The organism is Pseudoroseicyclus sp. H15, assembly GCF_054353345.1.
Genome location: NZ_JBTHJE010000002.1, coordinates 673,652 through 686,670 on the forward strand (window position 1 = coordinate 673,652; position 13,019 = coordinate 686,670).

The window sequence follows — 13,019 nt, forward strand, 5'->3', positions numbered from 1 at the left end:
GCCCGAAAGTCTTGATGGAAATTCCCGGCCGCGCAACGGGTTGCGGCCGGGCGGCGCATGGCCATCATTTCGCTTGAAGCTGGTGGCGCGCGCCCCCCGTGAAGGTCGGGGCGCGCGCCGAGAGCGATCAGCTGACGCTCGACTTGTCCTGGCCGTTCAGCAGCTCGGTTGCGGTCATGTCCGCGTCCTTGAAGCGGTGGATCACATAGGCCGCCGCGACCAGCGCCACGCCGATGAGATCGCTCATGAGCCCGCCCTCGATCAGCGCCAGCGCCGCGAGGATGAGAAGGCCCCGTGTCGCGTAGCTGGCCCTGCCGAGGATGAACCACCCCTGGACGCCTGCCGAGAGCAGGTAGACGCCGATGATCGAGGTGATGGCGGCCCGCACGATCTCGAACACCGTGCCGTCCATGAGGATCGCCGCGTTGTAGAAGAACATGAAGGGCACGATGAAGGCCGAGATACCAATCTTGAACGAGGCGACCGAGGTCTCCATCGCGTTGGCGCCCGAGATGCCCGCCGCAGCGTAGCTGGCCAGGGCAACCGGCGGCGTGATTGCCGAGAGCACCGCGAAGTAGAAGACGAAGAAATGCGCCGTCAGCGGGCTGATGCCGAGCTGCACGAGGCCCGGTGCCACGACCGAGGCGGCAACGGCATAGGCGGCCGTCGTGGGCATGCCCATGCCCAGCAGGATCGAGATGCACATCGCGAAGAACAGCGCCAGCAGCTGCGAGGTCGAGGCGAGGTCGAGCAGCACAGAAGAGAAGCGCGCGCCGACGCCGGTGAGGCTGATGACGCCCACGATGATGCCCGCACAGGCGCAGACGGCGATGATCTGGATGGCCATGATGCCGCCCATCTCGAACGCCTTGGCGATCTTCTTCGGCCCCATGCGATTGACCGTCAGCCAACTCACCGCAACGGCGGCGAGCGTGGCATAGACGCCGGCACGGATCACCGAATAGCCGAAGAACAGCGCGACGATCAGGATGACGATGGGGATGAAGAGGAAGATTTGCTTCATCAGCTTGCGGGTGGAGGGGATCTCCTCCTTGCGCATGCCCGACATGCCAAGTTTGGCGGCTTCGAAATCGACCATGAAGTAGACCGACACGAAGTAGAGGATCGCCGGGATGATCGCGGCGATGGCGATCTGCGTGTAGGGTATGCCGGTGATCTCTGCCATGATGAAGGCGCCCGCGCCCATGATCGGCGGCACGATCTGCCCGCCGGTAGAGGCCGCGGCCTCGATGGCGCCGGCGGTCTTGGGCTTGTAGCCGACCTTCTTCATCAGCGGGATCGTCAGCGAGCCGGTGGCCACGACGTTGCCCGCCGAGGTGCCGTTGATCATGCCCATGAGGCCGGAGGCGAAGATCGCCACCTTGGCCGGCCCGCCCCGGGCGCGGCCGGCGAGCGAGAAGGCGAAGTTCACGAAGTAGTCCCCCACCTTCGAGGCCTGCAGGAAGGCGGCGAAGATGATGAAGAGGATGATGTAAGTGGAAGAGACCGCCGTTGTCGGGCCGAGAATGCCGGCGTCGGTATAGAGCTGGCTGAAGAAGCGGCCCCATTCGATCTGCGGAGAGTTCAGGAAGCCCGGCAGGAACTGCCCGGTGAACACGTAGATCAGGAAGATCGCCGAGATGACGACGAGCGCCAGGCCGGCGACCCGCCGGGTCATCTCCAGGATCAGCGCCGAGCCTGCCACAGCCGCCATCGAGATGCCGATGGGGGCGAAGGGCGTACCCGTCGAGTTACGCATAAGCGTGCCGTAGATGGCGATCAGGTAGACAGCGACCGCAACGGCGCAGATCGACAGAACGATGTCGGGGATCGCATAGCCCGTGCGAACGCGCCGGTGCCACCAACTCAGGGCGATGCCACCGAAGGTGGCAAGCCAGAGCGGGGCGCCGAAGAGCCATGTCTCACGAAACTTGATAACCGGGTCCATGCCCGTCCACTGGACGCCGGAGTTGATTTGCAGGGCGAACCAGATCGCCACGATCAGCGAGAAGACCGCCGGTATCCCGAGGGCCAGGGCGAGAATGCCGATCAGCCGGGTCTCGCCGTCCTTGTCTTCGGGAAAGGCGTTGGGCGCGTAGAGCAGGAAGCCGAGGATCAGAGCGCCGGCCACGTGCACGATGCGGAAGTTCCAGGTTTCCATCGGGAAGGTCGGCAGGAACGGCAGATCGATGCCCGTCATTCCAGAGATCGACAGCCCGGTGAGGGCCGCCATGTGGAACGCGGCATAAAGGCCCGCGGCCACGGCGATGAGGGTGAAGCGCCACCCGACAAAGAGCCGCCGGTTGTTCTCGATGACCTCTTCATCGACGCCTTCGGCGATCAGGCTTTCCTCTTTCGCTGACTGAACTGCGACCATTCTATCCCCTCCCTCTGAACGGGCGGGCCCCGGCATGCGGGGCCCGCCGGATTGTCACAGCGCTCAGTTGCCGCCGCTGTAGATCATGTCGTCAGCGATCTCGACGTCGGTGTTCTCGCGGAACCAGGCCGCCGCACCGGGATGCCAGGGCAGAACGGTGTTCTTGTCGGCGTTCTCCGGCACCGTCGTCTGCGCGGCGCGGTGGATGTTCACCATCCGCTCGTTGTCGGACATGACGACATCGACAACCGCTTCCACGAAGCTCGCCGGCAGGTCGCAATTGGCGATGGCGAAGTTCCACATCGCCACCGAGCGCGCCGGCTCGGAGAGGCTGGAATAGGTGTCCGCCGGGATCTCGAACTGAGACACCGGGAAAGCATCCATCAGCTGCTGCTGCTCTTCTTCGGTGTACTGGATGATGTTGACGTCAGTCTGCACCTCGAGCTGGCTGACCGCCGGCACCGGGATACCCGCGGCGAAGGCGATCACGTCGAGCAAACCGTCCTGCAGTTGGCCGCCAAGGTCGGACCAGCCGCCGTTGCGGCGCTCGTACTCGACGCCCAGAATGTCCATCATCTGCGGGAAATAGGTGTCAGACGTCGAGCCTGCCGGGCCGAAGCCGATACGCGCGCCATCGGGGATATCGGAAATGCTGGCGATGCCCGAGGAGGTGAGCGCCGTCACCGAGAACGGCGTCTGGTACATCGGGAAGATCGCGCAGGCATTGGTCATCTCCAGACCGGGCGCAATCGGGTTGGTGCCTTCCATGCTCTCGCGGGCCGGCCCGAGGGTCGTCATGCCGAAGGCGAGATCGCCGGTGTGAACGAGCGCCATGTTCTGCATCGGGCCGCCGGTTACTTCGGCGCCGCCGGAGAGGCCGAGCTCATCGGCTACGAGGTTCGCCCAGCCGGAGCCATAGGCGAAATAGGTGCCGCCCTGGCTGGCGGTGCCGACGGTGAAGCTGGACGGCCAGTCCGAGCGATCGACGTCTTGCGCGCTGGCGGCGCCGGCGATGCCAAGCGCGAGCGTGCAGCCGGCAAGAATTGAAACGTGCGTATTCATCTTGTCTCCTCCGATTTCGACGAGCCCCGCAGAATGCGCGCTGCCGTCGAGATGCGGTTGGAGCAGCCGACTAGCTGCTATGCAAAAGGTGCAGAGCTCAGCCTGCCAGTTTTTTGCGCGTCGGCTGCAGGGATGTTCCCTGCCTCACCCATCGCCGGGATCACGGCGTGTAGGATTGCGCCCATCGCGCCAGATTGGGGCGGGGCTAGGGCGTGGTTTGCGATGTCAGGGATTGGGCGTTTCGGGGTTTCGCGCCCTGCTGCGAGGGCACGATTCGGCCTCAACCATCCGAAGCAGCGTCTCGTGACGTGGCCATGTCAGGTGGCACGGAAGCCTGAATAAGCTGTGAAGACGGCTGCGCGTCCGCACCGGATCGTACAGTTTTCCTTACCCTAACGTGTAGAAATTTCCGTTTCTCTACAGAAGCTCTTCATGCCATCCTTCCTTTCAGGAGGAGACAGGTCGCCGGAGGGCGGCTCGGTTTCAAAAACAAAATTTAGCACCTGACACGCCCCGCACGCGGGGCGGTTGGATACGGTCGCGCCTTGCTCGGCCGTTCATTCTGGCGATGTGCGCATCGCCGGCCGCGTCCACGTATGCTCGTTCGTCGGACGGACGCCCCGGAAACGGGGCAACACTAAATGAGGAGGTCAGCCCAAGGGGCTGAGACAGCTTATGCAAATGAAATCCAAACTGGCCCTGGCGACCGGCATTGCCGCCCTCGCCCTGCAAGGCACCATCGCCTTCGCGCAGGACAACATCCCGCCCTACCCCGAGAACACGCCTCTTTCGCCCGAGCGGCAGGGTGCTGTCTGGGAAGGCCATGAAGACACGCCGAACGGCGGCCGCCCCGAGATCAACACCGTCGAAGAGATGGTCGAGACCAGCGGCTACAGCGCTCCCGCGGCGCTCGACTACGCCAGCCTCGCCGCCATCGCTGCCGACGGCAACTGGGGACCGACGATGTTCTACCAGTGCAAGAACCCCCATGGCGGCACTGCGCTGAACGCCGAATACCCCGTGCCGCTGGAAGTGTTCGACAACGTCTATTCTATCGGCAACGACGCCAACAACATCTGGGCGTTCGACACCAGCGAAGGCATCATCCTGCTCGACACGCTGCGTGACGCCGAAGAGGCCGAGGGCTTCATCGTCGGCAACATGATGCGCATGGGCCTCGACCCGCAGGACATCAAGATCATCATCATCTCGCACGGCCACGGCGACCACACGGGCGGCCTTGAGTATCTCAAGGAGCTGACCGGTGCCTCTGTCGGCATGTCCGAAGCGGATTACCAGCTTGCGATGATCGCCGGCGACATTCCCGAGCGGGATGAGAATGACTTCGTCATCACCGACGGCATGGAGATCACGCTTGGCGAAACCACGCTGACCGCTCTGCTCACGCCCGGCCACACGCCCGGCACCGTGTCGTTCATGATCCCGCTGACGTGGGAAGGTGAAGAGCACATGGGCTCTTACATGGGTGGCGTCGGCGCGCCGCGCGACATCGCGACCGTCAACCAGTGGCGCGAGTCGGTCGACCGCATGGCCTATTGGAGCGAGCTGATGGGCGCCGACGTCATCATGTCGAACCACACCATCGGCGATGACGGCCTGACGAAGATCGCCGACATGGCGGCCGACCCGTCGACCAACCCCTACATCGTGGGCCACGAGCAGGTGCTCGGCTACTACAGCGCCTGGCGCAACTGCCTCTCCGCCGACGTGGCGCAGATGGTCGCTGACGGCGCCGACATCCCGGTGCCCGCCCCGGTCGAGTAAGACCTCCTACCCCGGCGAGAGCGACCCTCTCGCCGGGCATGCGCGCCCGGTTCCTCCCGCCGTGGCGCGCATTTATCATTGCAAAGGGACTTAACTGACATGAGCCGTATTCCCGCCTTCCCCACCCTCTCCCGCCGCCAGATGCTGGCCCTCGGCGGCGCTCTGGCCCTCGCCCCCCGCACGGCGCTGGCGCAGACGCCGCAAACCATCGCCTGGCGCGATCTTATCCCCGAAGATGTCGCCTACCCCGAGGTGGTCGAGGACGGCGAGATCGACGTCGAGGCCGATACCTGGAAGCCCGTCTGGGACGAGAACGCCTCGCGGCTGAACACCAGCCTTGAAGGCAAGCTGATCCGCATGCCGGGCTTCATCATTCCGATGGAGACCTCTGGCAGCGGCATCACCGAGTTCATCCTCGCGCCTTTCGTGGGTGCCTGCATCCACGTTCCCCCGCCGCCGCCGAACCAGCTCGTGATGGTCACGACCAACGAGCCTCTGGAAGGCACCGGCTTCTGGACAGCGGTCTGGGTGACTGGACGGCTGGAGATATCGCACAGCTCCACCGAGATCGCAGAGATCGGCTACCGGATCACGGCGCTCGATATCGAGATCTACGACCTCTAAGATCCTGCGACGGCGCCCTTAGTGGCGCCGTATCCGCAGCGCCAGCACCGCCCAGACGACCAGCAGCACGACCGCCGAGAGCGCCGCTGCGAGATGCACGCTGAGCGCCTCCCCCAGCACACCGAGCAGCAGCGCGCCGAGCGCCGGCAGGCCGCGGAACGTCATGGTGTAGAGCGCGAGCGCGCGGCCACGGACGGTCTCGTCGAGCGTCGTCTGCAGGTCGACCTGCGTGGCGATGCCATTGGCGAGCGTGGCGCCCGACATGACGGCGACGGCCAGCACCGCCAGCGCAAGCGTCGGCGCCGCGACGAAGGCGAGCGCCGAGAGCGCGGCGACCAAGGCCATGGCAATGGCGACCCGCCGGTTGCCGAACCTGCCGAACAGGACTGAGGCAACCAGCGCCCCCACAACCGCGCCCGCGGCCTGCGCCGTGGTGAGCAGCGAGAAGGCCCCTGCCCCGCTTGGGGCGGCCCCGCCTGGGGGGGGCGCGCTCGCCTCCCCTACTCCGCCGCTGAGCGCGTCGGCGAAGCTCGGCAGGAGCTCGAAGATCGGGCGCAAGAGGCCGGCGGTGGCGGCGAAAAGCGCGAACAGCAGCAGCACATCGCGGGGGAAGGCGCGCAGGAGGTTCCGCCAGCTTGCTTGTCCGGCGCCGGCGGGGCCGGGCCCCGCCTCTGCCATGTGCCGGCCTACGATGGTGAGCACGACGACGAAGCCGAGGTAGGAGAGCGCGTTATAGGCGAAGACGAGGTCTGGCCGGCCGGCGGAGATCGCCCAGCCGCCGAGCGCCGGCCCGATCATGCGGCCGACGTTGAAGGCGGCCGAGTTCCACGCCACCGCGCCCGAGACCTGCCCCTTCGGCGCCACGCGCCCCACCAGAAGCAGGCGCAGCGGATGGTCGAGCCCGTTCAGCACGCCTGTCGCCAGCGTCACCAGCACCAGCGCGGGCAGGCCCGGCTCTCCCATCAGCGCCACGGCGAGCAGCGCCAGCGGCGGCAGTATCGAGGCCGCCTGCACGTCCCGAGCCAGCCGGGCGGCGGGGCGGCGGTCGGCCCATGTTCCGGCGAGCGGGGCGAAGATGATCGAGGGCAGAAGCTCCAGCGCCGCCAGCACACCGAGGATCGAGGGGGATTCCGTCAGCTCCCAGGCCAGCCAGAAGACGACGACACGCTGCGCCCATGTGCCGGTGATCGAGGCGAAGTTGCCGGCGAGGTAGAGCGAAAGATCGCGGTGCAGCAGAAGGCGCATGGGCCCCTCGGGTGAAATGGCGAAGGGGGCCCCGGAGGGCCCCCTTGGTGTCGTATCAGCGGTTGCGTCAGGCCGCTTTGTCTTTCTTGCGCCTGTCGATGAAGCGCCGTTTGATGATCGGCCCCACAACCACGGCCACCGTCAGGGCGACGAGGATCTGGCTGGTGGTGTTGGAGACGAGATGCGTCCAGTCACCGCGGCCGATCCGAAGGGCGAGGCGCAGGTTCTCTTCGGCGAAGGCGCCGAGGATGAGGCCCAGAACCACCGGCGGCAGCGGGAACTTCAGCTTGTCCATCACCCAGCCGATCGCGCCGAAGCCGAGCATCAGGTAGACATCGAACATCCGCCCGTGGATCGAATAGACGCCGATCAGCATCAGCATAATGATGACCGAGCCGAGCAGCGGGCGCGGCAGGTTCAGAAGCTTGGCGAAGCTGTTGGTGGCCAGCGAACCGCCGAGCAGCACGAGAAGGATGGCGCCGAAGAGGAACTGCCACATGAAGCCGAAGACGATGGTCGGGTTCTCGCGGAAGAGCATCGGCCCCGGCTGCAGCCCGTGGATGAGCAGGCCACCCAGCATGACGGCGGCCACGGCGGTGCCTGGGATGCCGAGCGTCAGCGCCGGGATCAGCGCCGAGGCGGTGTCGGCGTTGTTGGCGACCTCGGAGGCGGCGACGCCTTCGGGCTCGCCCTCGCCCCAATCCTTGGGGTTCTTCGAGGCGCGGCGCGCCTCGTTGTAGCTCATGAAGGCTGCCATCGAGCCGCCGGCACCGGGGAGGATGCCGATCCAGATGCCGATGATCGAGCCGCGCAGCCAGGTCTTCCAGTAGCCCTTCATCGAGGGCAGCGACTTCCAGATCGGGTCAGTCCCGAGCTTGGAGTTGTTCACCTCGTCGGTCTTCAGCGGCGTCTCCAGCAGGTCGATCACCGGCGGCAGGGCGTAGAGACCCACCAGCAGGATGACGATGGAGATGCCGTCGAGCAGCTCCAGCTGGCCGAAGGTGAAGCGGTCGGAGCCGTATATCGGGTCAGAGCCGATGACGGAGACGAACACCCCGAAGCAGGCGCTGATCAGGCCCTTCACGATGTTGCCGCCGAGCAGGAAGATGATCGAGGCGAGGCCGAAGACGGCGACCCAGAACACTTCCGACGGGCCGAAGAGCAGCGTCACGCGGCTCAGCGGCGGGGCCAGAAGCATCAGCGCGAAGGCCGAGGCGATGCCGCCGATGGAGGAGGAGACCACTGCCACCTGCAGCGCCAGCCCGCCCTGCCCCTTCTGGGCCATCGGGTAGCCGTCGAACGTGGTGGCCACGGCCGCCGGCGTGCCGGGGATGCGCAGCAGGACGGCGGGGATCGCGCCGCCATACATGGCGCCGTTGTAGATACCGGCCATCATGCCGAGCGCGACGAGCGGCTCCAGCCCGAAGGTGAAGGGCACCAGAACCGAGATCGCCATAGTGGCGCTGAGGCCCGGCATGGCGCCGACCACGATGCCGGCGATGACGCCGATGACCACGGCGGCGAAGTTGGTGAACCCGATAACTTCGGGCAGCGCACTCAGAAGGTCGCCATACATTTCCTACGACTCCCAGAGCATGCCGGTGGGGAAGTTCTGCGACATCCCGACCGAGAAAATGAGATAGATCGTCGCGATGACGATCGCGGTGGCCAGCGCGATGCCCGGTATCGAGCGATAGCCGAAGGTGTAGGTCACCAGCGGGATCATCACGATGGTACTGGGGTAGAAGCCAGCGAAATCGACAGCCAGCGCGTAGAGCACGATGAGGGCGAAGGCCCCGAGGGCGCGTTTCGGCGAGTCGCTGAGCGGGCCGGCCGGCTCGCGCTCTCCGTTGCGCTCGAGCGTCGCCTTGCGCTGGTCGGCGATGAGCAGGAAGACCGCGAGAACGATCAGGCCGACGAGCATCGCCGCCGGCAGAAGCGCCGAAATCGGGCGCAGAGCGGCAGCGGGAATAAGCAACCCGGCAGCGATGAGCGCGATGGCAATCGCCGTAATCGTCTCCGGCCGGGTCATACGCGATGAATGTTGTGCGGACATGATTGGCGCCTCACGGGGGGGAATGTACTGAAGCGCCGGGGGCAGCATCGCTGCCCCCGGCTCACTCGGGCCCCTATCGGGGGGCTGGAGAGTTTAGTTCCAGGGGGTCTCGTTCCAGACGCCTTCGGCCAGATCGTAAAGATCGGACGTCAGAGCGCGGAAGTCTTCGCCGGTGACCACTTCGACGGGGTTCGCCGTGGCGGCCATGGCATCCATGAACTCTTCGTCGGTGGCGAGCTGATCGAAGGCGGCAACCAGCTGGGCTTCCACATCATCGGGCAGGCCGGCGGGGGCGACGAAGCCGCGCATGGAGCCGTTCACGATATCCACGCCCTGCTCACGGAAGGTCGGCAGGTCGGGGGCGAAGCGCGAGCGCTCGGCCTGGGCGACGCCCAGCACGTTCAGCTCTTCCTGAAATTCGGCAACCTCGGAGATGTTGAGGATGCCCATCGTCACGTGACCACCCATCAGGGCCGTCCGCGCCGGCGCAGAGCCGGAGAAGGGCACGATGGTGAATTCGGCGCCGGTCAGCTCCTGCAGCTTGATCAGCATGAAGTGGTCGTCGCCGCCAAGGCTCGACATGCCCACCGTCACGGCGCCCGGGTTCTCGGTCGCCTCGGCGATCAGGGCGTCGATGCTCTCGATGCCGCTGTCGTGCGAGGTGACGATCACGTTGGGGTCGTTCACGACGTTGGCGAGGTAGGTGAAGCTGTCACGGTCGTAGCCGGCTTCACGGTCGAGCGTGCGGGCCATCATGCCGGGCAGGTTGAACGTACCGATCGTGTAGCCATCGGGGTCGGAATTGGCGACCTCGGTGATGCCGATCTGGCCGCTGGCGCCGGGCATGTTGCGCACGACGAGGCTGGCGCCGTCGCCGAGGTACTTCTCGATGAAGGGCGCCGCGGTGCGGGCCATCACGTCGGTGCCGCCGCCGGCATCGTAGCCCACGATGACCTCGATGGGCTCATCGGGATAGTCCTGCGCCATGGCAGCGCCGGCAGCGAGGGCGATCGTGCCCGCGAGGGTGGTGTTGAGTGCGAGTTTCAGCATGTTTTCCTCCGTTGCATGCAGTCGGTTTCAGGAATTCTCGGGCAGCGCGCAGCCGAGCTTGTTCAGCGCGGCGTCCACCCAGGAACGGTCGTTCTTGCCAGCCTTGATCGCTTCCATCTGGCGCGTCTCGGCGTCCTGCTTGGCTTGGGTCTTGCGCAGGATTTCTTCGGCATCGGCCATCGGCACGGCCAGCACGCCATCGGCGTCGCCGATCACGATGTCGCCGGGGTTGATGACCATGCCGCCCAGGCTGATCGGCACGTTGATCTCGCCGGGGCCGTCCTTGTAGGGGCCGCGGTGCGTGACGCCCGCGGCGAAGGTCGGCAGGTTCGTCTCCACGAAGGCATCGACATCGCGGATCGCGCCGTTGATGACGAAGCCGGCAACGCCGAGGTTGATCGCGTGGGCCAGCATCAGCTCGCCCATCAGCGCGTTGGTGCAGTCACCGCCCGCGTCGACGACGATCACGTCGCCCGGCACCGCCATGTCGATGGCCTTGTGCAGCATCAGGTTGTCGCCCGGCCGCGCCTTCACCGTCACCGCCACGCCGGCCATGCCGCCCGAGGCGTGCATCGGCCGCAGCGAGGGGCCGGCGGCCGTCATGCGCGACATGGCGTCGGAGACATTCGCCACCGGGAGCTTGGCGAAGGCATCGACGAGCTCCTTGCTGGCGGTCGCGGTGCGGTTGAGGATGCGGAATCCAACGGTCATGACAGGGTCTCCATGGCGGGCAGCGGCTTGTCGGCGCGCGTGAGCAATTTGCGGTTGATGATGCGCTCGGGCGGCAGCGGGGCGCCGTCGAGCACGGCGAAGATGCCTTCCACGGCATTGCGCCCCACGCGGGCATTGGCCTGGGCCGTCACCCCGCCGATATGGGGCGTCACCACGATGCGCGGTTCGGCGAAAAACGGGTGCCCCTCGCCCGGAGGCTCGGTGGCGAAACTGTCGAGCCCGGCGGCGGCGATGTGGCCCGACTGGACGGCGGCGACAAGCGCCGCCTCGTCGATCAGCCCGCCGCGGGCGGTGTTGATGACGAAGGAGCCCTCGGGCATCCGCGCCAGCGCGTCGGCATTGAGGATGCCGCGGGTCTGATTGGTAAGCGGGCAATGCAGGCTGAGGATGTTCGAGCGGCTCGCCAGCTCTTCGAAGCTCTCGCAGCGCCCGGCACCGATCGCCTCGAACTGGGCGGGGTCGGCATAGGGATCGTAGGCAATCACGTTCAGGCCCAGCCCCTGCGCCATGCGGGCGGTTGCCCGGGCGATGGAGCCGATGCCCATGAGGCCGATGGTCGAGCCGGCAAGTTCGATGCCCGAAAAGCCCGGCTTCTCCCAGCGCCCGGCGCGCAGCCCGGCATCGAGCGGCAGGATGCGCTTCGAAGCGGTCAGCAGCAGCGCGATGGCATGCTCGGCGACAGAAACGGCATTGGCGCCGGTTGCCACGATCACGGGGATGCCCCGCTCGGCGGCGGCTTCAAGGTCGATATTGTCGACGCCGACGCCGTGCTTGGAGATGACCTTGAGATCGGGGGCGCTGTCCATCACCTCGGCATCGATCCGGCCCATGCGAGAGACGATGCCCTGCGCGCCGGTCTCGGCGAGGAGTTCGATGATCTTGGCGCTATCGGCATAGGCTGGCGTATGGGCGGTTGTGTAACCGTGCGCCTTGACGATCTCCACCGCGGACGGGTGCAGATCGGGGCCGGTGACAAGGATCGTTTTGCTCATGGCAAGCCTCTCGTGGCCTGGCCCGGGAGAACCCGGCCAGGGGGATACGTCTCGTGTGTGAAATCCGCGACGGGCTCCTCAGACCGAGGCGGCGTTCCTCCGCCCATTGGCGTAAGGGATAGCGCTTCTGTACGAAAGCGCGTAATTCTGGACAGGTGATTAAGCAAAACTGAATGACCCCATGGATACGCGCCAGCTCAAGACCCTCGCCACCATCGCCTCGCATGGCACGTTCGCCATGGCGGCCGACATCGTGGGCCTCACCCCCTCTGCCGTCAGCCAGCAGATTCACGCGCTGGAACAGGAGCTTGGCGTCAAGCTCTTCGACCGGGCCTCGCGGCCGCCCAAGCTGACCGCGCAAGGCACACAGGTGCTCGAACTCGCCCGGCAGATCCTGCTGCTGGAAGAGGATGCGAAGACCTCGCTGCGCGGCGATCAGATGGCGGGCACGCTGATGATCGGCTCTGTCCGCTCCAGCGCCCTCAACCTGCTGCCGACAGCGCTGGTGCGGATGCGCGAGCGTTACCCCAAACTGAAGACCAGCCTGCGCATCTCGCTGTCGTCGACGCTGATTTCCGACGTCGCCTCCGGCCGGCTCGACGCCGCCATGGTGGCCGAGCATATGGGCATGCCGAGCGCCCTGCGCTGGAGCCCCTTCCTGCGCGAACCGCTCTGGCTGATTGCTCCGGAGGGCACCGGAGAGGGCGACCCGTTCCGCCTGCTGAACACCCGCCCCTATGTGCGCTTCAAGAGCGCCGTGCCACTCGCCAACCTCATCGACACAGAGCTGTCGCGCCTCGGCGTTGTGACGCAGGATGTAGCCGAGATCGACACGATCAGCGCCATCGTCACCTGCGTGCGCCAGGGGCTTGGCATCTCGGTTGTTCCTCACGTCGCCCTGGCGGGTCCGGAGGATGCCGGCCTGATCCGCATTCCCTTCGGCTCGCCGCAGGCGACGCGGCAGATCGGGATTGTCGAGCGCACGTCGTCTCCCCGCGCCGAGATCATCGCACGCCTGCACACCGTATTGGCCGAACTCTGCGGCGAACATGGCCTGCATCGGGAGGAGGCTGCGACCGAGATGGCGGGCAAGTGA

At 66.2% G+C, this 13,019-nt stretch carries 11 protein-coding genes; 3 read left to right on the plus strand and 8 right to left on the minus strand.

All coding sequences use genetic code 11. The annotated features are described in order from the left end of the window. Positions 1-127: 127 nt before the first annotated feature. Together ACXN5S_RS07095 and ACXN5S_RS07100 are read right to left on the minus strand one after the other, a co-directional pair. Complete coding sequence (locus ACXN5S_RS07095) at positions 128-2,377, minus strand: TRAP transporter permease (RefSeq protein WP_458604704.1); 2,250 nt, start codon at positions 2,375-2,377, stop codon at positions 128-130. Positions 2,378-2,440: 63 nt separating this feature from the next. Further along, a complete protein-coding gene (locus ACXN5S_RS07100; RefSeq protein WP_458604705.1) occupies positions 2,441-3,439 on the minus strand; it encodes a TAXI family TRAP transporter solute-binding subunit in 999 nt (332 codons plus the stop codon). Positions 3,440-4,120: 681 nt separating this feature from the next. On the opposite strand from ACXN5S_RS07100, the gene ACXN5S_RS07105 reads away from it, so the two are divergent. Both ACXN5S_RS07105 and ACXN5S_RS07110 read left to right on the plus strand, forming a co-directional pair. Beyond that, complete coding sequence (locus ACXN5S_RS07105; RefSeq protein ID WP_458604706.1) at positions 4,121-5,224, plus strand: MBL fold metallo-hydrolase; 1,104 nt, start codon at positions 4,121-4,123, stop codon at positions 5,222-5,224. A 99-nt stretch (positions 5,225-5,323) separates the two neighbouring features. Next, positions 5,324-5,848 carry a DUF3299 domain-containing protein gene (locus ACXN5S_RS07110; protein ID WP_458604707.1) on the plus strand — a complete coding sequence of 175 codons (525 nt, stop codon included), beginning with the start codon at positions 5,324-5,326 and terminating at the stop codon, positions 5,846-5,848. 18 nt (positions 5,849-5,866) lie between these two features. Here ACXN5S_RS07110 and ACXN5S_RS07115 read toward each other — a convergent pair whose 3' ends face one another. The 6 genes from ACXN5S_RS07115 to ACXN5S_RS07140 all read right to left on the minus strand — a co-directional run bounded on the left by ACXN5S_RS07115 (position 5,867) and on the right by ACXN5S_RS07140 (position 11,923). Beyond that, positions 5,867-7,093, minus strand: a complete 1,227-nt coding sequence (locus ACXN5S_RS07115; protein ID WP_458604708.1) for an MFS transporter — start codon at positions 7,091-7,093, stop codon at positions 5,867-5,869. 67 nt (positions 7,094-7,160) lie between these two features. Beyond that, positions 7,161-8,669, minus strand: a complete 1,509-nt coding sequence (locus ACXN5S_RS07120) for a tripartite tricarboxylate transporter permease (RefSeq protein WP_458604709.1) — start codon at positions 8,667-8,669, stop codon at positions 7,161-7,163. 3 nt (positions 8,670-8,672) lie between these two features. Next, on the minus strand, positions 8,673-9,125 hold the full coding sequence (locus tag ACXN5S_RS07125) for a tripartite tricarboxylate transporter TctB family protein (RefSeq protein ID WP_458604710.1): 453 nt from the start codon (positions 9,123-9,125) through the stop codon (positions 8,673-8,675). A 117-nt stretch (positions 9,126-9,242) separates the two neighbouring features. Then, a complete protein-coding gene (locus tag ACXN5S_RS07130; protein WP_458604711.1) occupies positions 9,243-10,199 on the minus strand; it encodes a Bug family tripartite tricarboxylate transporter substrate binding protein in 957 nt (318 codons plus the stop codon). 27 nt (positions 10,200-10,226) lie between these two features. Further along, complete coding sequence (locus tag ACXN5S_RS07135; RefSeq protein WP_458604712.1) at positions 10,227-10,910, minus strand: RraA family protein; 684 nt, start codon at positions 10,908-10,910, stop codon at positions 10,227-10,229. After that, positions 10,907-11,923, minus strand: coding sequence for a hydroxyacid dehydrogenase (locus tag ACXN5S_RS07140; protein WP_458604713.1), 1,017 nt, complete (start codon positions 11,921-11,923; stop codon positions 10,907-10,909). Before ACXN5S_RS07140 ends, ACXN5S_RS07135 begins: the two co-directional genes overlap by 4 nt. 181 nt (positions 11,924-12,104) lie before the next feature. On the opposite strand from ACXN5S_RS07140, the gene ACXN5S_RS07145 reads away from it, so the two are divergent. Beyond that, complete coding sequence (locus ACXN5S_RS07145; RefSeq protein ID WP_458604714.1) at positions 12,105-13,019, plus strand: LysR substrate-binding domain-containing protein; 915 nt, start codon at positions 12,105-12,107, stop codon at positions 13,017-13,019.